The 21761-nt window shown below is 60.8% G+C and carries 23 protein-coding genes; 17 read left to right on the top strand and 6 right to left on the bottom strand.

Translation table 11 applies throughout. The features are described 5' to 3' along the window. Positions 1-3 precede the first annotated feature (3 nt). On the top strand, positions 4-462 hold the full coding sequence (locus tag ACR0LW_RS03170; protein ID WP_480881550.1) for a DNA polymerase III subunit chi: 459 nt from the start codon (positions 4-6) through the stop codon (positions 460-462). 34 nt (positions 463-496) lie between these two features. Beyond that, entirely contained in the window at positions 497-1543 is a 1047-nt protein-coding gene (locus ACR0LW_RS03165) for an aldo/keto reductase (protein WP_480881549.1), read from the top strand. A gap of 67 nt (positions 1544-1610) precedes the next feature. Here ACR0LW_RS03165 and ACR0LW_RS03160 read toward each other — a convergent pair whose 3' ends face one another. Next, positions 1611-2597 (bottom strand): GlxA family transcriptional regulator, encoded by a 987-nt coding sequence (locus ACR0LW_RS03160; RefSeq protein ID WP_480881548.1) that lies wholly within the window; start codon positions 2595-2597, stop codon positions 1611-1613. Between the two features lie 132 nt (positions 2598-2729). Here ACR0LW_RS03160 and bcoG point away from each other — a divergent pair, with 132 nt between their 5' ends. The 3 genes from bcoG to ACR0LW_RS03145 all read left to right on the top strand — a co-directional run bounded on the left by bcoG (position 2730) and on the right by ACR0LW_RS03145 (position 5957). Beyond that, positions 2730-3647: a 3-dehydrocarnitine:acetyl-CoA trimethylamine transferase BcoG gene (gene bcoG, locus ACR0LW_RS03155; RefSeq protein ID WP_480881547.1), complete on the top strand. Its 918-nt coding sequence runs from the start codon at positions 2730-2732 to the stop codon at positions 3645-3647. A gap of 70 nt (positions 3648-3717) precedes the next feature. Beyond that, entirely contained in the window at positions 3718-5199 is a 1482-nt protein-coding gene (locus tag ACR0LW_RS03150; protein ID WP_480881546.1) for a carnitine 3-dehydrogenase, read from the top strand. Then, on the top strand, positions 5196-5957 hold the full coding sequence (locus tag ACR0LW_RS03145) for an SDR family oxidoreductase (RefSeq protein WP_480580884.1): 762 nt from the start codon (positions 5196-5198) through the stop codon (positions 5955-5957). The genes ACR0LW_RS03150 and ACR0LW_RS03145 overlap by 4 nt, the downstream gene beginning before the upstream one ends. 9 nt (positions 5958-5966) lie before the next feature. Here the strand turns inward: ACR0LW_RS03145 and ACR0LW_RS03140 are convergent, their stop codons facing one another. Both ACR0LW_RS03140 and ACR0LW_RS03135 read right to left on the bottom strand, forming a co-directional pair. After that, entirely contained in the window at positions 5967-6149 is a 183-nt protein-coding gene (locus tag ACR0LW_RS03140; RefSeq protein ID WP_480881545.1) for a hypothetical protein, read from the bottom strand. A gap of 93 nt (positions 6150-6242) precedes the next feature. Then, positions 6243-7109 carry a helix-turn-helix domain-containing protein gene (locus ACR0LW_RS03135; RefSeq protein WP_480580886.1) on the bottom strand — a complete coding sequence of 289 codons (867 nt, stop codon included), beginning with the start codon at positions 7107-7109 and terminating at the stop codon, positions 6243-6245. Between the two features lie 109 nt (positions 7110-7218). Here ACR0LW_RS03135 and ACR0LW_RS03130 point away from each other — a divergent pair, with 109 nt between their 5' ends. Genes ACR0LW_RS03130 through ACR0LW_RS03120 form a run of 3 tightly spaced genes read left to right on the top strand, consistent with a single transcriptional unit; the run spans position 7219 to position 9241 of the window. Beyond that, entirely contained in the window at positions 7219-7422 is a 204-nt protein-coding gene (locus ACR0LW_RS03130) for a DUF2061 domain-containing protein (protein ID WP_170734948.1), read from the top strand. After that, positions 7415-8317, top strand: coding sequence for a fatty acid desaturase (locus tag ACR0LW_RS03125; RefSeq protein WP_480580888.1), 903 nt, complete (start codon positions 7415-7417; stop codon positions 8315-8317). The genes ACR0LW_RS03130 and ACR0LW_RS03125 overlap by 8 nt, the downstream gene beginning before the upstream one ends. A 21-nt stretch (positions 8318-8338) precedes the next feature. Beyond that, positions 8339-9241 (top strand): EamA family transporter, encoded by a 903-nt coding sequence (locus tag ACR0LW_RS03120; protein ID WP_480881544.1) that lies wholly within the window; start codon positions 8339-8341, stop codon positions 9239-9241. On the opposite strand, the gene ACR0LW_RS03115 is transcribed toward ACR0LW_RS03120, so the two are convergent. Continuing rightward, positions 9238-10596, bottom strand: a complete 1359-nt coding sequence (locus tag ACR0LW_RS03115) for a DEAD/DEAH box helicase (protein ID WP_480580892.1) — start codon at positions 10594-10596, stop codon at positions 9238-9240. The two genes, ACR0LW_RS03120 and ACR0LW_RS03115, sit on opposite strands and share 4 nt — an antisense overlap. A gap of 184 nt (positions 10597-10780) precedes the next feature. After that, positions 10781-11740, bottom strand: a complete 960-nt coding sequence (locus ACR0LW_RS03110; RefSeq protein WP_480881543.1) for a glycosyltransferase family 2 protein — start codon at positions 11738-11740, stop codon at positions 10781-10783. Between the two features lie 99 nt (positions 11741-11839). Between ACR0LW_RS03110 and ACR0LW_RS03105 the strand changes: the two genes are divergently transcribed. Then, positions 11840-12610 (top strand): N-acetylmuramoyl-L-alanine amidase, encoded by a 771-nt coding sequence (locus tag ACR0LW_RS03105; RefSeq protein ID WP_480881542.1) that lies wholly within the window; start codon positions 11840-11842, stop codon positions 12608-12610. A 6-nt stretch (positions 12611-12616) separates the two neighbouring features. On the opposite strand, the gene ACR0LW_RS03100 is transcribed toward ACR0LW_RS03105, so the two are convergent. Further along, positions 12617-14221 carry a peptide chain release factor 3 gene (locus ACR0LW_RS03100; protein ID WP_480881541.1) on the bottom strand — a complete coding sequence of 535 codons (1605 nt, stop codon included), beginning with the start codon at positions 14219-14221 and terminating at the stop codon, positions 12617-12619. Between the two features lie 108 nt (positions 14222-14329). On the opposite strand from ACR0LW_RS03100, the gene ACR0LW_RS03095 reads away from it, so the two are divergent. From ACR0LW_RS03095 to ACR0LW_RS03060, 8 genes are all read left to right on the top strand, one after another. Then, on the top strand, positions 14330-14692 hold the full coding sequence (locus ACR0LW_RS03095) for a nuclear transport factor 2 family protein (RefSeq protein WP_170450180.1): 363 nt from the start codon (positions 14330-14332) through the stop codon (positions 14690-14692). 63 nt (positions 14693-14755) lie between these two features. Beyond that, positions 14756-15535: an SDR family oxidoreductase gene (locus tag ACR0LW_RS03090; RefSeq protein ID WP_170450182.1), complete on the top strand. Its 780-nt coding sequence runs from the start codon at positions 14756-14758 to the stop codon at positions 15533-15535. A 2-nt stretch (positions 15536-15537) separates the two neighbouring features. Beyond that, positions 15538-16650, top strand: a complete 1113-nt coding sequence (locus ACR0LW_RS03085; protein WP_480881540.1) for a hypothetical protein — start codon at positions 15538-15540, stop codon at positions 16648-16650. Between the two features lie 99 nt (positions 16651-16749). Further along, entirely contained in the window at positions 16750-17799 is a 1050-nt protein-coding gene (locus ACR0LW_RS03080) for a methyltransferase domain-containing protein (RefSeq protein ID WP_480881539.1), read from the top strand. Positions 17800-17921: 122 nt separating this feature from the next. Then, on the top strand, positions 17922-18965 hold the full coding sequence (locus ACR0LW_RS03075; RefSeq protein WP_480582206.1) for an ABC transporter ATP-binding protein: 1044 nt from the start codon (positions 17922-17924) through the stop codon (positions 18963-18965). Positions 18966-19077: 112 nt separating this feature from the next. Continuing rightward, on the top strand, positions 19078-19860 hold the full coding sequence (surE, locus tag ACR0LW_RS03070; RefSeq protein ID WP_480580901.1) for a 5'/3'-nucleotidase SurE: 783 nt from the start codon (positions 19078-19080) through the stop codon (positions 19858-19860). Beyond that, positions 19857-20507 (top strand): protein-L-isoaspartate(D-aspartate) O-methyltransferase, encoded by a 651-nt coding sequence (locus ACR0LW_RS03065; RefSeq protein ID WP_170450192.1) that lies wholly within the window; start codon positions 19857-19859, stop codon positions 20505-20507. Before surE ends, ACR0LW_RS03065 begins: the two co-directional genes overlap by 4 nt. A 63-nt stretch (positions 20508-20570) precedes the next feature. Next, the gene (locus ACR0LW_RS03060; RefSeq protein ID WP_480881538.1) at positions 20571-21755 is read left to right on the top strand and encodes a peptidoglycan DD-metalloendopeptidase family protein; all 1185 of its coding nucleotides are present in this window, start codon (positions 20571-20573) and stop codon (positions 21753-21755) included. Positions 21756-21761 lie beyond the last annotated feature (6 nt).

Below are 21761 nucleotides of genomic sequence, written 5' to 3'. Positions count from 1 at the left end.
ACCATGGGGGCCGTCTATTTCTACCACCTGACCCAGAGGCCGCTGGAGCAAACTTTGCCGGTGCTGCTGGACAAAGCGCGTCAAGCCGGGTGGCGGATTGCCGTGCGGGGCACCGATCCCGCCCGGCTGGACTGGCTGGATGAAAAGCTGTGGCTGGGGCCCGAGGAAGCGTTCCTGCCCCATGGCCGCGCAGGCGGGCCACATGATGCAATGCAGCCGATTCTTCTGACCTCGGACATGCAGGCGGCAAATGACGCCACCTGCGTTATGTCGGTGGATGGGGCTTCGGTTGAACCGGATGAGGTTGCCACGTTGGATCGGGTCTGCATCCTGTTTGATGGCAATGACGAACAGGCCGTTCAGCATGCGCGCGGACAGTGGAAAGCCCTGACCGGCGCGGGGTGTTCGGCACAGTACTGGTCCGAAGAATCGGGCCGTTGGGAAAAGAAAGCCGAGGCGTAACGCGCGGCTGTCGCAAATTTCAGGAGGGTGACGGATGGAAATGAAGCCATTGGGTCGTACCGGCATCATGGTCTCTGATCTGTGTCTGGGAACGATGACCTTCGGGACGCAGACATCCGAGGCGGATGCGCACGCGCAGATGGATCTGGCGCTGGGGGCAGGGATCAATTTCGTCGATGCCGCCGAGATGTATCCGGTGAATCCGGTCTCGAAGGAAACCATCGGGCGGACCGAGGAGATCCTGGGCAACTGGAACGCGGCCAACGCGGCACGCCGGGGCGATTATGTTCTGGCCACCAAGCATTCGGGGTCGGGCATGTCTTACGTGCGCGACGGCGCGCCGATCTCGGCGCAGACCATCCCTGAGGCAATCGAAGGCTCTCTGCGGCGGTTACAGACCGAATATATCGACCTTTATCAGTTTCACTGGCCCAATCGCGGCAGCTATATGTTTCGGCAGAACTGGAATTATTCCCCGTCGGGTCACAACACCAACGAGGTGTTGGAGAACATGCAGGAGTGCCTTGAGGCCCTGCAGACGCAGGTCGACAAAGGCAACATCCGCGCCTTCGGCCTGTCGAATGAGAGCGCCTGGGGCATCGCGCAGTGGTTGCGCCTGTCCGAGCAGATGGGCGCGCCTCGGGTCGCGTCGGTGCAGAATGAGTATTCGCTGCTGTGCCGGCATTTCGACACCGACATGGCCGAGCTGAGCGTTCATGAAGACGTGGGCCTGATGGCGTTTTCACCTTTGGCGACCGGGTTTTTGACGGGCAAGTATCAGGGCGGCGCGGTGCCCGAGGGGTCGCGCATGTCGATCTCGGCCGAGATGGGCGGGCGCAAGTCGGATCGGGTGTTTGATGCGGTGGCAGCCTATCTTGGGGTTGCCTCGGCGCATGGTCTGGACCCCACCCATATGGCGCTGGCATGGTGCCGGACGCGGCCCTTCATGATGTCGGCCATTTTCGGTGCGACGTCGGTGGTGCAGTTGGAACATATCATCGCCGGGAAGGATCTGCAGCTTTCCGCTGAGGTTCTGAAGGACATCGGACAGGCGCATCGCGCGCATCCGATGCCGTTTTAGTGGGCTCTCCCCCCGTCGCGTTTGGCGACTCCCCCGAGGTATTTTTGGCCAGATGAAGCGGATCCGGTCAGTGATGGGTGGGGTGCGCGCGCTCTTGCCTCAGGTCGCGGGCCGATTGGCCGTGGGCGGTGCGGAAGGCGCGGGCGAAACTGGATTGTGAGGTGAAGCCGGTGGCCAGTGCCACATCCATCAGCGGCATATCGGTGTCGGTGACCAGACGGCGGGCCTCGGCCAGGCGCAGTTGCAGGTAGTGGTCTTGCGGCGTGGTGTTCAGGCGCAGGCGGAACTGCTGTTGCAGCGTGCGCGGGCTGGTGCCCAGACGGTCGGCGATATAGGCGAGCGGCAGGGGGTCGTCGAGCGCTGATTCCATCAGGCTGTTCGCTTTGGCTGTCAGCGCAGTATGGCGGTGCGGAGCACCCGTGCGGCTTTGCGGTTTGGTGGGTTCCGGCGCGCCTTCGTACAGGAACAGGCCCGAGACGCGCGCAGCAAAGCCTGCGCCGTGACGCGCGGCGATGATGTGCAACATCATCTCGACCGCCGGGATCGCGCCGCCGGATGTCAGGCGGTTTTCGGATACTGTAAAGCGGTCGGGGCGGACATCTACCTCGGGGAAGCGGGCGGCGAAATTGTCGAGGTCTTCCCAATGGGTTGTGGCCGCGTGACCATCCAGCAGACCAGCCTCGGCCAGCAACCAGGGGCCGCCGTCAATGCCAGCCATTGTGGCACCCGTGCCGGCAATACGGCGCAGACCGGCCAGCAGGCTAGGGGTGGCGTGGCGGGCCAGTTGGAATCCGGCCACGACGATCATCAGGTCGCAGCTTTGCAGCCGCGCCAAGGGGATGCCGGGGACGTTCAGCGCGCTGGTCAGCATCGCGGGTTCCGCTGTGGCGGTCACGTAATCCCAGTCAAAAGCCGGGCGGTCCGCCAGACGGTTGGCTGCGCGCATCGGATCAACCGCCGAGGCGAAGCTGAGCGTGTTGCATTCGTCCAGCACCAGCACCGCCGTTTTCAGGGCGCGATGTTCGGGCTGGAGTATGTTTTTTGCGGATTTCATCAAGTTCGATTCGCATTCTGGCAAGTGTTTCCCCAAGGCTGCGTCAGAGTCGGGGGTGAACGCAAATCGATTGCCGGGGAGAAGCCTGGGGAAAACTCAGGGCGAAACCGGGTATAACTTGGGGAAAACACCATGCCTCTGGAAATGAACCGCGATGTCTTCATTACCTGTGCTATTACCGGCTCGGGTGGAACGCAGGATCGCAGCCCGCACGTGCCACGCTCGCCGCAGCAGATTGCCGATAGCGCAATCGCTGCCGCCAAGGCCGGTGCGGCGGTAGTGCATTGCCATGTGCGCGACCCTGAGACCGGCGCACCCAGCCGTCGGCTGGATCTGTATCGCGAGGTGACGGACCGTATTCGTGATGCCGACGTGGACGTGGTCTTAAACCTGACCGCTGGCATGGGCGGGGACATCGTGTTTGGCGGTGTCGAAAGCCCGTTTCCGGTGAATGAAGCGGGCACGGACATGATTGGTGCATCCGAGCGGGTGGCGCATATTGCTGAGTGTCTGCCGGAGATTTGCACGCTGGATTGCGGCACCATGAACTTTGCCGAGGCTGACTATGTCATGACCAACACCCCCGGTGCGCTGCGGGCGATGGGGCAGATGATGACCGATATGGGCGTGAAGCCTGAGGTCGAGGCCTTTGACACCGGTCATCTGTGGTTTGCCAAGCAGTTGGTGAAGGAAGGGATTCTGGAGCCGAATGCGCTGGTGCAACTGTGCATGGGGGTGCCCTGGGGCGCGCCGGATGATCTGAACACGTTCATGGCGATGGTGAACAATGTACCGGATGACTGGACGTTCAGTGCCTTTTCGCTGGGGCGGAACCAAATGGCCTATGTGGCGGCAACGGTGCTGGCAGGGGGCAATGTGCGTGTCGGGCTTGAGGACAATCTGTGGCTGGACAAGGGCGTCTTGGCTGAAAACTGGCAGTTGGTCGAACGCGCGGGCACCATCATCGAGAACATGGGCGCGCGGGTGATCGGACCGCAGGAGGTGCGCGAGAAGCTGGGCCTGGAGAAACGGGCACCGGTTGCGAAGTGACACCTACGGGGAAATTGGGGGCCAGCCCCCAAACCCCCGGGATATTTCTGGCCAGATGAAGAGGCGGATCGTGGACAAAGAACAACGAGCAAAAACAGCGGCAATCATAGGGGGCGGTGTGATCGGCGGCGGATGGGCTGCCCGGTTTCTGCTCAATGGCTGGGATGTGCGGGTATTCGACCCGGACCCGGAAGCCGAGCGCAAGATTGGCGAGGTTCTGGACAATGCGCGGCGGTCTTTGCCGGGGTTGAGCGATGTACCTTTGCCGCCCGAGGGGGCGTTGACCTTTCACGACGACATTGGGGACGCCGTTCGGGACGCGATCTGGATTCAGGAGAGCGTGCCGGAACGTCTGGATTTGAAGCTGAAGGTTTACAAAGGGTTGCAGGAGGCGTGCGATCCGGACGCGATCATTGGCTCTTCGACCAGCGGGTTCAAGCCGTCGGAATTGCAGGAAGGCGCGCTGCGGCCCGAGCAGATTGTGGTGACGCATCCGTTCAACCCGGTCTATCTGCTGCCATTGATCGAGTTGGTGCCGACCGCCAAGAACCCGCCCGAGATGGTGGAACGGGCGCAGGAGCTGTTGAAATCGGTTGGATTCTTCCCCCTGCACATCAAGAAAGAGATCGACGCGCATATCGCGGACCGCTTTCTGGAGGCGGTTTGGCGCGAGGCGCTGTGGCTGGTCAAGGACGGGATCGCCACGACCGAAGAGGTGGATGAGGCCATCCGCATGGGCTTTGGCATTCGCTGGGCCCAGATGGGGTTGTTCGAGACTTATCGCGTGGCCGGTGGTGAGGCCGGGATGCGGCATTTCATGGCGCAGTTTGGGCCCGCTTTGAAATGGCCCTGGACCAAGCTGATGGATGTGCCCGAGTTCACTGATGAACTGGTCGATATGATCGCGGATCAGTCGGATGCGCAGTCCGGGATGCATTCGATCCGGGAACTTGAACGCATTCGCGACAATAACCTTGTGGGCATGATGCGGGCGCTGAAGGCGCAGGATTATGGCGCGGGGGCGGTGTTGAACCGGCATGACGCGCTGCTGAAACCGGGCGCGTTGCCGACGTTGGATCAGGCGGATCTGAGCCAGCCGATCCTGACCTTGTCACGCGCCGTTCCCTTGGATTGGACAGATTACAACGGCCACATGAACGAGGCGAAGTATCTGGAAGCCTTTGCTGCTGCAACCGACCGGTTCATGGAAATCATCGGCTGCGATGCGGACTATATCGCCTCGGGCGGCAGCTATTTCACCGCCGAAAATCACATCCGCTATCATGATGAGGCCCATGCAGGCGCGAAGATTCAGGTGCGGACGCAAATGCTGTTGGGGCAAGGCAAGAAGCTGCACCTGTTCCACAGCATGTATGAGGGCGACACGCTTTTGGCCACGGGTGAGAGTTTCCTGCTGCATGTCAGCCTGCAGACCCGCCGCCCAAGCCCGCCGTTGCCCGAGATCGAAGCCGCCATGGCCAGGATAGCCAATGCGCAAGCTGATCTTCCCTATCCGGAAGGAGCGGGTGCCGCGATCCGAAAACCCGCATGACGCAGCGGGTGTTGATCACCGCGGGCGCCTCGGGCGTCGGGCGCGCGATGGCCGAGGCGTTTGATGCCGCAGGGGCGCAGGTTTGGGTGGTGGATGTCGACGAGGACGCTTTGCAGGGCTGTCCGGACCATTGGCAGTCCTCCAAGGGAGATGTGTCGGACGAGGCGCATGTCGCCGAGGTTTTCGCGCAACTGGAACAGGCCTGGGGCGGGTTGGATGTTCTGTGCGCCAATGCAGGTGTGGCCGGGCCAACCGCACTGGTTGAGGATGTGTCTTTAACAGATTGGAAAAAATGCCTTTCCGTCAATCTTGAGGGCGCGTTTCTGTGTTCAAAATACGCAGTGCCGATGCTGAAACGTGACGGGCGCGGTGCGGTGATCATCACATCATCCACGGCGGGGCAATATGGCTATCCGAACCGCGCGCCTTATGCGGCGGCCAAATGGGGTGTGATCGGGCTGGGCAAGACACTGGCGATGGAACTTGGCCCTCACGGTGTGCGCTGCAACGTGATTTGTCCGGGCGCTGTTGAAGGCCCGCGCATGGAAGGCGTCCTGCAGCGCGAAGCCGCCGCAAAGGGCATGACGCGGGATCAGGTCTATGCGGGCTATGCCTCGGGCACCTCAATGGGGCGCTTTGTCGAGGCGCATGATATTGCTGAAATGGCGGTCTTTCTGGCCTCGGACGCGGCGCGGCTGGTTTCGGGGCAGGTCATCGCGGTGGATGGTCACACGGTCAATCCTGACCCGAAACTCTGATCTGCTTTGTCAGCCTTGATTCGGGCCGCGGATCTGGCGGATTGTGCTGCGCACGGCCTGCCAGTCTTTGGCTTCCCGCGTGTTTCCGGCGGCCTCACATTCGCGCATCTTTTTAGCGGCTTCCGCCTCGGCCTGGTCGCCATGGGCCGTGTACAATGCGCGTGCATATTGGGCAGTCTGTAATGCGTCCATTCCTGTCATCCTCCATGGAATGTCTGAGGGTTCGCGCGGTCACTATACTACACGACCCGCCAAATCGCACGATTGGGGGATTCCCTTTAGCCCTCAGCCGTCGGCAATCTGGGCGCGCAACTGGCGCAGATGTTCTGGAAAATGGCGCGCTGTCATATCCGCCTCGCGGATCAATGTGTCGAAGTGGCGGGTGAAAACCTCGATCCGGTCGCGGTCCCGGAAGGCCATATAGTGACCGCCAGCATAGAAAACACACAGCAGCGGGCCGAAGATTGTGACCGGCGCGGAATACAGGCGTTTTGCGTCGAACAGATAGATGCGCAAACGTGGGTAGAGCTGTTCACAGAGGCTCAGCAGGTGGTCGATTTGTTCCAGGCGGAAAGAAAGCGGCAGGCCCTGATAGTATCCCTCGGCCTGCGCAAAGCTGCGCATTTCAAACAGCGGCATGGCGATTTCATAGTCTGACTGCGCGCTGCGCATCCAGGACAGACGATCCTCGGAGGCACCGATGGCCTGATCTGCCGTGCGACCCAGATGCGGGGCGTATTCCCATTCCAGCACCGCGCGGGTCTTGAGCATGTCGGGTAGAGTAGCCGGCACATAGCGGATTTTGTAGCCCGCAGCCTCTTGATGCCATTGAAAAATCCGCTCATCCACCAGTGCGCGGGGGGCTTCGGTCATGGTCAGGGAACTGGCCAGTAGTTCCGCCGCGCTTTCGGGGCGGTTCGACAGGCTCAGCAGCCAATCCGCTGAAACCCCAAGCGCCGAAGCACAGCCGCCGATCACATGCGCATTGGGCAAGCGCGCGCCTTCATCGGCCAGTAGTTGAGACACTGTGGACCGGTCTACCCCGATGCTGCGGGCCAGAGCGCTTTGGCTGACATGGCGGTCCTCCATCGCGCGGGCCAGTCGCAGGCGAAACTGCGCAGCGCGGACGCGTTTGTCGAGTTTTTCATCCATGTGTTTGAAAATATCACAGGTGATGAATTTTGTTAATCATATTCAGAATTCCCAACGTCCGGGCCGGTAAGTAACACTTTTGTGAGAACAATAAAAACTGGGGTCCGGAATGGAAACGCGACGAAGATCGGTCGTGAAAGCAATCATTTGGAATGCTGTTGGGTTGGCGGTCATGACATTGGTCGGTCTGATCGCAACAGGATCGGCGGCCATTGGCGGTGCGCTGGCGCTGGTCAATACGGCCATTGGTTTGACGCTTTATGTCCTCTACGAGCGCATTTGGGCCGGGATTTCGTGGGGCCGCCATGGGTGAGCCAACGACGCCGAAGACACCCGAATGGGGCACGTTTGCGCTGATCGTCGCGTGCTATGCCACTTGGCTGGCGGTGCTGTTTTGGTTGGCCGCCTGGTCGTTATGGTTGGCGATTCCGGCGATGGGGTTGGTCGGGGCCTTGCATTCTTCGCTGACGCATGAGGCGCTGCACGGCCATCCGTTCCGCGCCAAATGGTTGAACGAGGCCCTGTTGGCCTTGCCCCTGACACTGTTTATCCCGTTCAATCGCTTCCGCGATCTGCATCTTGCGCATCATCAGGATGCCAACCTGACCGATCCTTATGACGACCCCGAGACGAATTACTTGGACCCCAAAATCTGGGCGCAATTATCCGGGTGGAAGAAGCGGCTGTTTGCAATCAACAACACGCTTCTGGGCCGGATCGTGCTGGGCCCGGCCATTGGGCAGGTCATGTTTGTTCGGGACGAATGGCAGGGGATGATCCGGGGGGATCGCGCGGTTCTGGTGGCATGGGCGCTGCATATTCCGGGCGTCGCGGTGGTTTTGTGGGTTGTTGCGCAGTCGACCATGCCGGTCTGGGGATTTGTCCTGTCGGCCTATATCGGTTTGGGGCTGGTCAAAATCCGCACCTTCCTGGAACACCGCGCGCATGAGAAATCGCGCGCCCGGACCGTGATAATCGAAGATCGAGGGTTGCTGTCCTTTCTGTTTTTGAACAACAACTTGCACGTTGTTCACCACATGAACCCATCCGCGCCTTGGTATCAGCTGCCTGCGCTCTATCGGGCCGGGAAAGAGCGGTATCAGGCGTGCAACGAGGCGTATGTCTATCGGTCTTACGCGCAGATATTCAAAGAGTATTTCTGGCGGGCGAAAGACCCGGTGGCCCATCCGCTCTGGCCAAAGCCCTGATTTCGCGACAGAAGGGAAGCCATGAGCTTGTGGATTCCCGTCACCATCGCAGCCGCCTCGTTCCAGACGGTGCGGTTCATGCTGCAAAAATCGCTGAGCAGTGTGAAACTGTCCGCGGCTGGTGCGACCTTTGCGCGGTTTGCCTATTCGATGCCGCTGGCGGTTTTGGGATTGGCTGTGGCGCTGTGGCTGACCGGTGCGGCGATGCCGCCGCTGACGGCGCAGTTCTGGCTGTTTGTTGCCATCGGTGGGACCGCGCAGATATTGGCGACGGTCTGCGTTGTCGCCCTGTTCAAACAGCGCAATTTTGCGGTGGGAATTACCTTTAAGAAGACCGAGGTCATCCAGACCGCAATTGTCGGGTTTCTGATCCTTGGGGATAAGGTCTCAGCCGGTGCGCTTGGCGCGATCCTGTTGGGATTGCTGGCGGTTCTCTTGTTGTCCAAAACACCGGGCGGGGACGGGGCGTGGTGGCGTCATCTGACCAACCGCGCATCGCAACTGGGGCTAGGCTCTGGCGTTCTGTTTGCCTTCTCAGCCGTCAGCTATCGCGGTGCGTCTTTGGAACTCGGGGAAATTGACGCCTGGTTCCGCGCTGTAGTGACCTTGGCGGCAGTGGTCACGTTCCAGTTTCTCAGCATGGGCCTGTGGCTGCTGTGGCGCGACCGGGCCGAGTTGCGCGCGGTCTGGGAAACCCGATCCACCGGCGTTTTCGTCGGGCTGACCAGCCTCGGCGGCTCGTTCTGCTGGTTTCTGGCCTTCACCTTGCAAAACGCGGCCTACGTCAAAGCGCTGGGGCAGGTAGAGCTGATACTCAGCCTATTGGCCTCGATCCTGTTCTTCCGCGAGACAATCACCCGGCGCGAAATCGCCGGGATGGGTTTGCTGGGCGTTTCGATACTGACGCTGGTGCTGACGATCTAGCTGGCGCGGCGTTCGTCGAAGCTCAGCGCGATGAAGCTGGGCAGATGATCACCCATGCCGACAACCGCTGGGCCAGTATCGTCCCGGCGACCACGGCCCTTGGCGGGCTTGTCCTGCTTGCGCTCATCCTTCTTGCGGTCGCGCTTTTTCTCGTCTGTGGGCTTGACCTTTTTCTCGGGCTTGGGCGTGTCCGGCTTCGGCTCGTCCTTTACCGGGTTGTCGATGCGCGGAATGTCCTTCTGGATCAGCTTCTCAATCGCATCCAGCGCCTTCTCATCACGGCCCGAGCAGATTGTAACAGCCTTACCTTCGCGGCCCGCGCGACCGGTACGGCCGATACGGTGCACGTAATCCTCGGCATGGCCGGGCACGTCGAAGTTGAACACATGGCTGACCGATGGAATGTCCAACCCGCGCGCGGCCACGTCAGATGCCACCAGCAAACGCAATGAGCCATCGCGGAATCCGTCCAGCGTTTTCATCCGCTGGGACTGATCCAGATCGCCATGGATGGCTGCGGCGTTATAGCCGTATTTCTTCAGCGACTTGGCGCAGATGTCCACATCCGTCTTGCGGTTGCAGAAGATGATCGCGTTGGTGCATTTCTCACCCTCGGCATCGATCAACGCACGCAGAACCTTGCGCTTTCCACTGGCCTCGCGATCCCGACGCCCACCTTTGAACATGACGACGCCCTGTTCGATGGTCTCGGAGGCGGTGGCCTGACGGGCAACTTCGATCCGGGCGGGGGCGGACAGGAACGTGTCGGTGATGCGTTCGATCTCGGACGCCATGGTGGCCGAGAAGAACAGGGTTTGACGGGTGAAAGGCGTCAGCGAGAAGATGCGCTCGATATCGGGGATAAAGCCCATATCCAGCATCCGGTCGGCTTCGTCCACCACCATGATCTGAACGCCCGTCAGCAGCAGCTTGCCGCGTTCGAAATGGTCCAGCAAGCGGCCCGGCGTGGCGATCAGGACGTCGACGCCCCGGTCGATCAGCGCCTCTTGCTCCTTAAAGCTGACGCCGCCGATCAGCAGCGCCTTGGTGAGTTTCAGGTGCTTGGAGTAGGTGTCGAAATTCTCGGCCACCTGCGCGGCCAGCTCGCGCGTCGGGCACAGCACCAGCGAGCGCGGCATCCGCGCGCGGGCGCGGCCACGGGCCAGCAGGGTGATCATCGGCAGCGTGAAGCTGGCGGTTTTACCTGTGCCGGTTTGCGCAATGCCCAAAACGTCCTTGCCTTCAAGCGCAGGCGGTATCGCGCCTTCCTGGATCGGAGTGGGGGTTTCGTATCCGGCTTCCTCAATGGCTTTGAGGACCTTCGGGTTCAGGTTCAGTTCGTTAAACTTTGTCATGTATGTCCGGTTCAAGCGGACACTTGACCTGGCCCGCGCATCAAAATCTGCCGGGCCCGGATGGCCACGCGCAACAGGCGCGTTTCGGCTTTGGGCGCGGACATAACAAAAAGGTAGGTCAGGGTCAAATGAAGACCAGTCTGACGTTACGCGGTTGCGTCAAATCGGGATTTTGCGCAACAATTCAGGCCCTTCCGGGAAAGTGTTTCGCGATCTTGTCGGGCAGGTTCAAGGGCCTGTGCCGGATCAGCCCGTGTTGTTCCAGCCGCGCACGCACATCCGGGTTCTGACCGCTCATCTCCGCGTAGAAGGCCCGCAGCCCGTCCATGCCTTGCTCGGCCTCGATCCAGCTGAGCAGTTCGTTTTTGCTCAGACCGCCCTTGTGGCGCGGTAAATTGGGCGACATTCCTGGCTGGTAAGAGCCTCGATTCATTCGGAAATCATAGTGACCGATCCAATGGTCCCAGTCCGGTGCGTGGCGGTGGCACAGCTCAAGCTGGGGCAGTTCGGTTTTGCAGGGCAGCAGTTTCTTGTTCTGGAACAGGTTGTGGATTCGAAAGCTCAGGTTCGGCAATCCGGCCCGCACGAACAGCTTGCCCTGCACGTGGCTTAGAAACCCGCCCAGAACAAACCCGCCATAGGTGGGGTAGAGGTCCTGCACCAGCGCCTCGCGGCCTGGCCCCTTGGGGATATGCGCTTTGTAAAGGTCGTCGCCCCCGGCCAGCGCCTCGATCGGGCGCACCCGAAAACCGGGAATGTCTGCCGGAACCGAGCGCAGAACATCCGCAATCGGCTCGGACGACCACAGGAACTCATCCACATCGATATGGGCCAGCCAGTCCAGATTGGTACGCTTGTAGATATGGGTGGCGTGCACGGTTTGACGGACCTGGTGCTTTTCCGGCCGTGTGCGTTTTCGTTTCACCCAGAACGCGTCGTCACAAAGCCGGACCCGAACCTTTGGATGCGCGCGAAGTGCCCGAAAGGCGCGCCGGTTTGGTTCGTCAAGGTAGATGTATAGTTGGTCCGCCCCAAGCTCCAGATGGTGCGCGACAAAGCCAAGGATGTCCTCGGCAGACCCCCGCACCATTGACACGATACCCCAGGTCGGAACGTGCGTGTGATTGTCTTGGTCTGAAGCCATGCAAGTCATTGTGGCGGGGTCTGTTTTTGAGCCTGTGCCGAAATGTGATACGATAGCGCCACTTTATGAGTTCTTACATTTGTTATTGAGGAGATTACAATGCCTCGTGTTGTTCCCGCGTCATGGATGCCCGATGTCAATATGGAGCGCATCCATCTTCATTGGACGGCCGGAGCGCATAGCGCCAATGCCAATGATAAGAACAGCTATCACATTCTAGTCGAATCCGACGGTACCCTTGTGCGCGGAAACAAGTCGATTGCTGAAAATGCACGCCCCATGAGCTCGAACTATGCGCGGCACACACGCGGTGCCAACACGGGCGCGATTGGTGTGTCGCTGTGCTGCATGCTGGGGGCTGAACGGTCGCCTTTCGATCCCGGCAACTATCCCATGACGCGAACCCAGTGGGATCAGGGAATGCTGGTCGTGGCGGATCTGGCCGAGAAATATAACATATTGGTCACGCCCACCAAGATCCTGACCCATGCCGAGGTCGAGCCCAATCTGAACGTCCCGCAAAACGGCAAATGGGACATTGTGCGGCTGGCCTTTGACCTGTCGGTCAAGGGGTATGACGAAGTCGGACAGTTGCTGCGCTCCAGCGTCGCCGCCGCGTTGGATGACGGCCCGCTGAATGCCGCGGACGCGATGCCCGAAGACGCGAAGGCCCCAAGATACCGTGTGACGGGTGTCGCGCCTTCAACACTGAATTTGCGCCGCACACCCGGCGGTGAAAAAATCGGGGCACTGCCCGAACGTACAATCGTGGAACGACTGGGTGTCGATGGCGAGTGGTGGCGCGTTCGCACAAGGCAAGGGTATATCGGCTACGTCTTTTCCACGTATCTCAAGGCGATAAACCCCTAGCCTTGGTCAGACCATCATCTCTTTGGTGGCCGTCAGGTTCAGCGCCGGATAGTCGCGCACGACCCGGTCGATGTCCCATTGCAGGCGCGTCAGATAGACGATGTCGCCGTCATGATCATGGGCGATGTGCTGCTTGTTTGCGTTGACGAACTTTTCGACCTCGGGTTTGTCACCGCTGACCCAGCGGGCCGAGGTAAATTGCGACGCCTCGAATCGCACGGGCAGGCCGTATTCCATCTCGATCCGGCTGGCGAGCACTTCGAATTGCAGCGCGCCGACAACGCCGACGATAAAGCCTGACCCGATCGAGGGTTTGAATACCTTGGCCGCGCCTTCCTCGGCAAATTGCATCAGGGCTTTTTCCAGATGCTTGGCCTTCATCGGATCGCCCGCGCGGACACCCTGCAGCAGTTCCGGTGCGAAGGACGGGATGCCGGTCACACGCAGCGCCTCACCCTCGGTCAGTGTGTCGCCGATGCGCAACTGGCCGTGGTTCGGGATGCCGATGATGTCCCCGGCCCATGCCTCATCCGCCAGTTCGCGGTCCGAGGCGAGGAACAGAACCGGGTTCGAAATGGCCATCGGCTTTTTCGACCGCACATGGGTCAGCTTCATGCCACGCTTGAAATGGCCGCTTGCCATTCGTACGAACGCCACCCGGTCGCGGTGCTTGGGGTCCATATTGGCCTGCACCTTGAAGACAAAACCCGCGACTTTTTTCTCGTCCGGGGCGATCTGACGGGGTTCGGCCGACTGAACCTGCGGCTGCGGGCCATAAGCGCCGATGCCTTCCATCAGTTCCTTGACGCCAAACGAGTTGATGGCCGAGCCGAACCAGATCGGGGTCATATGCCCCTCAAGCACCGCTTGCGGGTCCAGCGCGGGCAGCAACTCGCGCGCCATTTCGACCTCTTCCAGCAGTTTCTCCAGCAGATGCTCGGGCACGTGCTCGGCCAGTTTCGGGTCGTCCAACCCGTCGATCTGGATGCTTTCGGCCACCTTGTTGCGGTCGGCGCGGTCCATCAATTCCAGCCGGTCACGCAGCATGTCATAGCAGCCAATAAAATCGCGGCCCACGCCGATCGGCCACGCGGCGGGCGTGACGTCGATGGCTAGCATTTCCTGAATTTCGTCGATGATCTCGAACGTATCGCGGCTTTCGCGGTCCATCTTGTTACAGAAGGTCAGGATCGGCAGATCGCGCAGGCGGCAGACCTCGAACAGTTTTTGCGTCTGGCTTTCAACGCCTTTCGCGCCGTCGATCACCATCACTGCGGCATCCACGGCGGTCAGGGTGCGATACGTGTCCTCGGAAAAATCCGAGTGACCGGGCGTGTCCACCAGATTGAACCGGAAGTTCCCGTAATCGAACGACATCGCCGAGGCGGACACCGAGATGCCGCGATCCTTTTCCATCTGCATAAAGTCCGACCGGGTCCGCCGCGCTTCGCCCTTGGCGCGGACCTGACCGGCCATCTGAATCGCGCCCCCGTACAGCAGGAACTTTTCCGTCAGCGTCGTCTTACCCGCATCCGGGTGCGAGATGATGGCGAATGTCCGGCGCCGGGCGATCTCGGGCGGCAGAGAGGGTTGGTTCGAGGTATCAAGCATAAACGCGCGTATAGGCGGGGAATCCCGCCGAGGCAAGACAAAGGGGTGGTTCGAATCGGCGGGTTGTGACAGAAGGAACATATAGTGAACAAAATATGGAGTGGACCAATGAATTTGAAAGAAATCGCCGAAGAACTGGTCGCGGGATGCCGCGAGAACCGGGCCAAGGAAAACCTGAGCAAGCTCTACGCACCTGACGCAGTTTCGGTCGAGGCGCAGGACATGTCGGGTATGGGCCGGGAAACCCAGGGCCTCGAAGGCATTCGAGGCAAGCACGATTGGTGGGAAAACGCGCACGACGTCTCTGGCGCAACGGTTGGTGGGCCGTTTCTGCACGGCGACGACCGCTTTGCCGTGATCTTCGAGGTTCAGGGCACAGTGAAAGACAGCGGCGAAAGCTTTGATATGCGCGAGGTGGCGATTTACCACGTCGCGGACGGAAAAATCGTGCGCGAGGAGTTTTTCTACTGACAAAGCTCGTCTGGTCCTTCCGGTCGGGCCGGTGCAAGATAAGGCAGGACAGGGAGGATCAGAATGGATCTTGGAATTCGCGGCAAACGCGCGCTGGTCTGTGCCAGCAGCAAGGGATTGGGTCTTGGGTGCGCCGAAACCTTGGCCGAAGCAGGCGTTGATTTGGTGATGAACGCCCGCGGGGCCGAGGCGTTGGAGGCCGAAGCGGCCCGCCTTCGTTCGGACCACGGCGTGGATGTTCAGACGGTGGCCTGCGATGTGACCTCGGCCCAGGGGCAGGCGCAGGTGATCGAGGCCGCGCAGGGCGTGGATATTCTGGTGAATAACGCAGGCGGGCCACCGCCGGGAATGTGGTCAGACTGGGACCGCGAAGATTTCATCAAGGCGCTGGACGCCAACATGCTGACACCGATTGCCTTCATGAAAGCGCTGTTGCCGGGGATGATGGACAAGGGCTGGGGCAGGGTGGTCAACATCACCTCGCAATCCGTGCGTGCGCCGATTGCGGTGCTTGGCCTATCGAATGCCGCACGCACCGGGCTGACAGGGTATGTTGCCGGGACGGCCCGGCAGGTCGCGCCAAACGGGGTGACCATCAACAACCTGCTGCCGGGCATTCATGCGACGGACAGGGCGGATTCGCTCGACAGCGGCGTGGCGGCGCAGCAAGGGATTTCGATGGATGAAGCGCGTGCTGCGCGCGCGGCCACGATCCCCGCGCGCCGTTATGGCACACGCGCCGAATTCGGGGCCGCCTGTGCCTTCCTGTGTTCGCAACATGCCGGGTTCATCGTCGGGCAGAATATCCTGCTGGACGGTGGCGCAACCAATCTGACAATGTAGCCATGGCGCAAGGGTTTTCGCTGAAAGACCAGCTGTTTAACGATGAAAAAACCCGTTATCTCGCGGGGTTGTTCGCCAAGGCCGATGCATCCTTTGACGCGGATGCATTTCACGCACGGGTCATGTCGCGCCTGCTTGAGCTTGAGTTGAAAGAGCGGATGACGTGGATCGCGGACTGCCTGCAAGAGGTTGTTCCGGGTGAACTGCCGCAGGTCGCGCCCGTAATCCTGCGCGCGCTTCCTCCGCCTTTGGATCCGACAAAAACCGATGATGATTTCGGCGATTTCATCTTTGCCCCTTTGGGTGAGTGGGTGGTGTCGGTTGGGTTGGAAAACCCTGATCAGTCGCTGGACCTGCTGGCCGAGATCACGCAGCGCTTTTCGATGGAGTGGGCGATCCGCCCGTTTCTGAACCGCTGGCCCGATCAGGTTCTGGCCCGGATGCAGGACTGGTGCGCGCATGAAAGCTATCACGTGCGTCGGTTGGTCAGCGAAGGCACCCGTCCGCGTCTGCCATGGGGGCAGGCCATCGGGCTGGAACTGGATGATCCGTTGCCTTTGCTGGACCGGCTGCACAGCGATCCGACACGCTATGTCACCCGATCGGTCGCAAACCATTTGAATGATGTTTCCAAGAAACAGCCTGATCAGGTGCTGGCGCGGCTGCAACAGTGGCGGGATGCGGGCGCGCAGGACGCGGATGAACTGGCTTGGATGACGTCGCACACGTTGCGGGGCCTTGTTAAGGCTGGTCATCCGGGGGCGATGGCGATGCTGGGCTATGATCCTGACGCCGACGTGGCAGTGACGATTGACCTCAACACGCAGGCCCGGATTGGCGAGGCACTGGAGTTCTCGGTGGATTTGAAAGGCCCGGATGGTCAGCCTGTACTTGTGGATTATATCATTCACTTTCAACGCCCTGGCGGAAAAACCTCAGCCAAGGTGCACAAGTTGAAACAAGCCGTTCTGAAAGATGGAAAGCTGCGACTGGACAAGCGGCACAAGCTGAAGGGAGATGCCACGACGTTCAAGCTGGTGCCCGGCGCGCACCGGCTTGAGGTTCAGGTCAATGGCAGGGTGCGGGCGGGGATCGATTTCGATCTGTTGGGTTAAATCCCCCCTCACGCTTTCGTCAAAACCCAAGATGCCGGATTGCACCGGGCGCAGCCGTGCACTAGCTGCGGTGCAGCTGTTTGCGAAAGGAAAGCTGAGATGAAGCATGAATCGGTGCAGAACTATTATGGCGAAGTGCTGCAAAGCAGTGCGGATCTGCAAACCAATGCCTGCTGCACACCGGATGACATGCCGGATCACCTCAAGCGTATCCTGTCCAAACTGCACGATGAGGTGCTGACCCGCTACTACGGCTGCGGCCTGATCGCGCCGCTGGATCTGGAAGGGATGAGCATCCTCGATCTGGGTTGCGGCGCGGGTCGGGACGTCTATGCCCTGTCCGCGATGGTGGGCGAAACGGGCCGGGTGGTTGGCGTGGACATGACACCCGAGCAGCTGGATGCGGCCCGCGCGCATCAGGAGTATCATGCCGAGGCATTTGGATATGCGGCCAGCAATGTCGAATTTCACCACGGCTATATCGAAAAACTTGACGAGCTGGACCTGGAGCCCGGTTCCTTCGACATCATTGTTTCGAACTGCGTCATCAACCTGGCAACCGACAAAGAGGCCGTTCTGCGGGGCGCGCATCGTTTGCTGAAAGACGGCGGCGAGATGTATTTCTCGGACGTCTACGCCGACCGCCGTATCCCTCAGGCAATGGCCGAGGATGGGGTTCTGTATGGCGAATGCCTGTCGGGCGCGCTGTATTGGAACGATTTCCTGTCGATCTCGCGCAAAGCAGGCTTTGGTGATCCGCGCCGCGTCACCCATCGCCCGCTGACCATCGAAAACCCGGTGCTGGAGCAGCGGGTTGCACCGCTGAACTTCCTGTCGGCCACCTATCGGCTGTTCAAACTGCCCGAACTGGAACCGGCCTGCGAGGATTACGGGCAGGCCGTGATCTACAAGGGCACCATCCCCAACGCGCCGCATCTGTTCGAGTTGGATGATCATCACGCGATTGAAAAAGGCAAGGTCTTTCCGGTTTGCGGAAACACCTGGATGATGCTGAAAGACACGCGTTTTGCGCGTCACTTCGACTTTATCGGCGATTTCTCGACCCATTATGGGATCTTCGATGGCTGCGGCGGCGAAAGCCCGTTTGAAGCGGTTGGCGAGACTGCATCGTCGGGCGGGTGCTGCTGATCCCTTGAACCTGCGGGGCGGGGTTGCTATCCCCGCCCAAGCCCGATGCTTTTGATCGGGAAAGGCAACGGGGTCCCTTGGTGACAGAAGACGCAACTCCTCCACGTCTGGAAATTCGCAATATGGTCCGCCGGTTTGAAGGGCGGGTCGTTGTCGATGACGTGTCGCTGACCATTCAGGCCGGGCAGGTGACGTGCCTGCTGGGGCCGTCGGGTTGCGGCAAATCCACCACCTTGCGCATGATTGCCGGGGTCGAGATGCAGGACTCGGGCGAAATCTATGTCGATGGAAAGCTGATCTGCGACACGGTGTTCCGGGTGCCGCCCGAACGGCGCGAGATCGGGCTGATGTTTCAGGATTTTGCCCTGTTCCCGCATCTGAGCGTGGCCCAGAACGTCGCTTTCGGCCTGAAGGGCAGCAAAGACGAAAAACGCGCGCGCGTTGAGGAGTTGCTGCGTAAAGTCGACCTGATGCGCTTCATCGACGGGTTTCCGCATCAATTGTCGGGGGGCGAACAGCAACGTGTCGCGCTGGCTCGTGCCTTGGCCCCACGCCCCCGCATCATGCTGATGGATGAGCCTTTCTCGGGCCTCGACAATCGTCTGCGCGACGGTATCCGGGATGAGACGCTGGCAATCCTGAAAGAAGAGGATGCCGCCGTTCTGCTGGTCACGCATGAACCCGAAGAGGCGATGCGCATGGCCGACGAGATCGCCCTGATGCGCCGTGGCAAGATCGTACAGCAAGGCGCGCCCTATAACGTCTACACCAGGCCAGCCGACAAGGCGGCGGTTGCTTTCTTCAGCGATGTCAATGTTTTGCGGGCCGAAGTGAATGGCGCGTTGGCGCAGACGCCATTTGGTCAGTTCCTTGCCCCCGGCATCCCGGATGGCACCGATGTCGAGATCGTCTTTCGCCCGCAACACATAAAGCTGGATTTCGACCGCAACGGCAAAGGTCCATCGCCCACCGCCACCGATGGGGTTGCCGCACGCGGCACCGTGGAACGTGCGCGTTTTCTGGGCAATGAAAGTCTGGTCGAGTTTCGGATGGACCATGACGGCTCGATCCTGAAAGTGACGGTGCCAAACGTGTTTGTGCCCAATCCCGGGCGCGTCATGTGGCTGACCATCCGGCGCGACCGCTGCTTCGTTTTCCCGGTCTAGGCCGCAATTTCCGCCAAAGTGGTGCGCGAAAGCCTCAGATTGCGTATGCGCTTTGCTTGCCGCAACGCAAGGGCGGGTCTATCAAGGGCCAAACGTGGGGATGATCGGGCACATGCGTATTCTTTTGACCAATGATGACGGGATCAACGCACCGGGTTTGATCACGCTTGAGGCGATTGCCAAAGACCTGGCCGGGCCGGACGGCGAGGTTTGGGTTGTCGCCCCGGCGTTCGAGCAATCGGGCGTCGGGCATTGCATCAGCTACACCCATCCTATGATGGTCGCCAAACTGGGCGAGCGTCGTTTCGCGGCCGAAGGCTCTCCGGCGGATTGCGTGTTGGCGGGGCTGCATGATGTGATGAAGGACACGCCGCCCGATCTGGTGCTGTCCGGGGTAAACCGGGGTAATAATTCTGCCGAGAATACGCTTTATTCCGGCACAATTGGCGGCGCGATGGAGGCCGCTTTGCAAGGCGTACCCGCAATCGCCTTGTCGCAATATTTCGGGCCGCGCAATCTGGGGCTGGACGATCCGTTCGAGGCTGCAGCGCGCTTTGGGGCCGATCTGGTGCGGCGTATTCTGGATGCCACCCCCGCTGAGCAAAGCGATTACCGCCTGTTTTACAACGTGAATTTCCCGCCGGTCCCGGCGGATGAGGTTCTGGGCACCCGCACCGCGCCGCAGGGCTTTCGCCGCGACACGCGGTTCTCGGTCGAGCCGCACAGCTCACCTTCGGGGCGGCGGTTTTTGTGGATCAAGGGCGGGTATCAGCACAATCCGACCGCGCCGGGCACGGATGCGGCGGTCAATCTTGCCGGGTATATCTCGGTCACGCCGATGCGGGCGGATCTGACGGCGCATGATGCGCTTGAGGCGTTGAAGTCGATCGAATGAGCGGACTGGACCCTGAAACCGTAATGCAGTTCCTGTTTGCCCTGCGCAAACGGGGCGTGACAGATGCGCGCGTGCTGGCCGCGATGGAGCAGGTCGACCGGGGCCGTTTTGTGACGGGGCTGTTCGCGGATCGCGCGTATGAGGATATGCCGCTGCCCATCGCCTGCGGGCAGACGATCAGCCAGCCTTCGGTCGTTGGTCTGATGACGCAGGCGCTGGATGTGCGCCCCAGGGACACTGTGCTGGAGGTCGGTACCGGCTCGGGCTATCAGGCGGCGATCCTGTCGAAGTTGGCGCGCCGGGTCTATACGGTGGAACGGCACCGGCGGCTGGTGCATGAAACAGGCCAGTTGTTTCGCGCGTTGGGTCTGACCAACGTGACCGCGATGTTGTCTGATGGCTCGTTCGGTTTGCCGGAACAGGCGCCTTTTGACCGGATCATCGTGACAGCTGCGGCTGAGGACCCTCCGGGCCCGCTCTTGGCGCAGCTTAAAATCGGGGGTATCATGGTGCTACCCGTAGGACAGTCAGATGCGGTGCAGCAGTTGATCAAGGTGACGCGCACCGAGGATGGTCTGGACTACGACGAATTGACGTCCGTCCGTTTCGTGCCTCTGCTTGAGGGGCTTGGGAAGGACGAGGCATAACAGGTTTTTAAGTTTTATCGCCAAAACCCCGGTGAACAGGGGCAGGTGTTGAGGATCGACGTGATGAGAGCAGTTTCCAAATCGGCAATGCGCCGCTGTGCGACCGGGGTGGCTGCCTTGGCAATTCTTGCCGGGTGCGAAGGGCCGCTGGATTATGACCTGCGGGGGCAGATCGGCGGGTTTTCGACCACCGGTGCCGCGCAAAGCGCCACAGCCAGCCGTCCGGCACCGGATGCGCGCGGGGTGATCACCTATCCGAACTATCAGGTTGTAGTGGCCCGCCGGGGCGACACCGTCCGCGACGTGGCCGCCCGCGTGGGTTTGCCCGAGGGCGAGCTGTCGCGGTTCAACGGATTGCAGACCACGGACACGTTGCGTGAGGGCGAAGTGCTGGCCCTGCCGCGCTCGGTCGGGGCGGCGAGCGGTGTTGACATCGCCTCGATCGCAGGCTCGGCCATTGATCAGGCGCCCGAGACGGGCTCGGTTCAGACCACGACGCTGGAACCGGCACGAACCGCCCCAGCGCCAGCGCCGGCCCCGGTACCCGCAGGGCCGGAACCGATCCAGCATAAGGTCAAACGGGGCGAAACAGCCTATACGATCTCGCGCCTTTATCAGGTTCCGGTTGAATCGCTGGCAGAATGGAACGGGTTGGGTCCGGATTTTGCGATCCGCGAAGGTCAGTACCTGTTGATCCCGGTCAAGAACCAGCCTGCGCCGCGCGCGGCTGCGGCGGCCCCGGCGGCTGAGGCAACCAACGTGACGCAGCCGGGGCAGGGCTCGCCAACGCCGACACCCCCCAGTGCCACGCAGCCGCTGCCGGATGAACAGGTCGCACCGCTGACCGAGTCGCCCGAAGCTCCGGACGTTACTGCCGAAGCCCCCAGCAATACAGGCACATCGGCGCTGTCATTGCCGGTATCCGGCAAGATCATCCGGACCTATGAGAAGGGCAAGAACGAAGGCATCGATATCGCTGCCGCGCCGGGCACATCCGTTCAGGCGGCTGAGGCGGGGACTGTTGCGGCCATCACCGCAGATGCGGATCAGGTGCCGATCATCGTGGTCAAGCACAACAATGACCTGCTGACGGTCTATGCCAATGTAGATAATATTGCCGTCAAGAAAGGCGATCGGGTCCGGCGCGGGCAGAAGATTGCGGCGCTGCGCGGCGGCGACAACGCCTATGTGCATTTCGAAGTGCGTAAGGGGTTCGAGTCGGTTGATCCCGAGCCATATCTGAAGTGACGTTGA

This window comes from Ruegeria sp. N4 (assembly GCF_056531425.1).
Note: the sequence above shows the minus strand (reverse complement) of the source record. Positions and strands in the feature narration are given on the sequence as shown.

Bases quoted from the DNA above. Each gene is read 5' to 3' on its own strand.
- ACR0LW_RS03135 (WP_480580886.1), bottom strand. From the start codon at position 7,109: ATGGATGAAAAACTCGACAAACGCGTCCGCGCTGCGCAGTTTCGCCTG.
- ACR0LW_RS03085 (WP_480881540.1), top strand. From the start codon at position 15,538: ATGGCGCAAGGGTTTTCGCTGAAAGACCAGCTGTTTAACGATGAAAAA.
- surE (WP_480580901.1), top strand. From the start codon at position 19,078: ATGCGTATTCTTTTGACCAATGATGACGGGATCAACGCACCGGGTTTG.
- ACR0LW_RS03075 (WP_480582206.1), top strand. From the start codon at position 17,922: ATGGTCCGCCGGTTTGAAGGGCGGGTCGTTGTCGATGACGTGTCGCTG.
- ACR0LW_RS03125 (WP_480580888.1), top strand. From the start codon at position 7,415: ATGGGTGAGCCAACGACGCCGAAGACACCCGAATGGGGCACGTTTGCG.
- ACR0LW_RS03110 (WP_480881543.1), bottom strand. From the start codon at position 11,740: ATGGCTTCAGACCAAGACAATCACACGCACGTTCCGACCTGGGGTATC.
- ACR0LW_RS03080 (WP_480881539.1), top strand. From the start codon at position 16,750: ATGAAGCATGAATCGGTGCAGAACTATTATGGCGAAGTGCTGCAAAGC.
- ACR0LW_RS03165 (WP_480881549.1), top strand. From the start codon at position 497: ATGGAAATGAAGCCATTGGGTCGTACCGGCATCATGGTCTCTGATCTG.
- ACR0LW_RS03060 (WP_480881538.1), top strand. From the start codon at position 20,571: ATGAGAGCAGTTTCCAAATCGGCAATGCGCCGCTGTGCGACCGGGGTG.
- ACR0LW_RS03170 (WP_480881550.1), top strand. From the start codon at position 4: ATGGGGGCCGTCTATTTCTACCACCTGACCCAGAGGCCGCTGGAGCAA.
- ACR0LW_RS03095 (WP_170450180.1), top strand. From the start codon at position 14,330: ATGAATTTGAAAGAAATCGCCGAAGAACTGGTCGCGGGATGCCGCGAG.
- ACR0LW_RS03160 (WP_480881548.1), bottom strand. From the start codon at position 2,597: ATGAAATCCGCAAAAAACATACTCCAGCCCGAACATCGCGCCCTGAAA.
- ACR0LW_RS03130 (WP_170734948.1), top strand. From the start codon at position 7,219: ATGGAAACGCGACGAAGATCGGTCGTGAAAGCAATCATTTGGAATGCT.
- bcoG (WP_480881547.1), top strand. From the start codon at position 2,730: ATGCCTCTGGAAATGAACCGCGATGTCTTCATTACCTGTGCTATTACC.
- ACR0LW_RS03090 (WP_170450182.1), top strand. From the start codon at position 14,756: ATGGATCTTGGAATTCGCGGCAAACGCGCGCTGGTCTGTGCCAGCAGC.
- ACR0LW_RS03145 (WP_480580884.1), top strand. From the start codon at position 5,196: ATGACGCAGCGGGTGTTGATCACCGCGGGCGCCTCGGGCGTCGGGCGC.
- ACR0LW_RS03115 (WP_480580892.1), bottom strand. From the start codon at position 10,596: ATGACAAAGTTTAACGAACTGAACCTGAACCCGAAGGTCCTCAAAGCC.
- ACR0LW_RS03140 (WP_480881545.1), bottom strand. From the start codon at position 6,149: ATGGACGCATTACAGACTGCCCAATATGCACGCGCATTGTACACGGCC.
- ACR0LW_RS03120 (WP_480881544.1), top strand. From the start codon at position 8,339: ATGAGCTTGTGGATTCCCGTCACCATCGCAGCCGCCTCGTTCCAGACG.
- ACR0LW_RS03065 (WP_170450192.1), top strand. From the start codon at position 19,857: ATGAGCGGACTGGACCCTGAAACCGTAATGCAGTTCCTGTTTGCCCTG.
- ACR0LW_RS03105 (WP_480881542.1), top strand. From the start codon at position 11,840: ATGCCTCGTGTTGTTCCCGCGTCATGGATGCCCGATGTCAATATGGAG.
- ACR0LW_RS03100 (WP_480881541.1), bottom strand. From the start codon at position 14,221: ATGCTTGATACCTCGAACCAACCCTCTCTGCCGCCCGAGATCGCCCGG.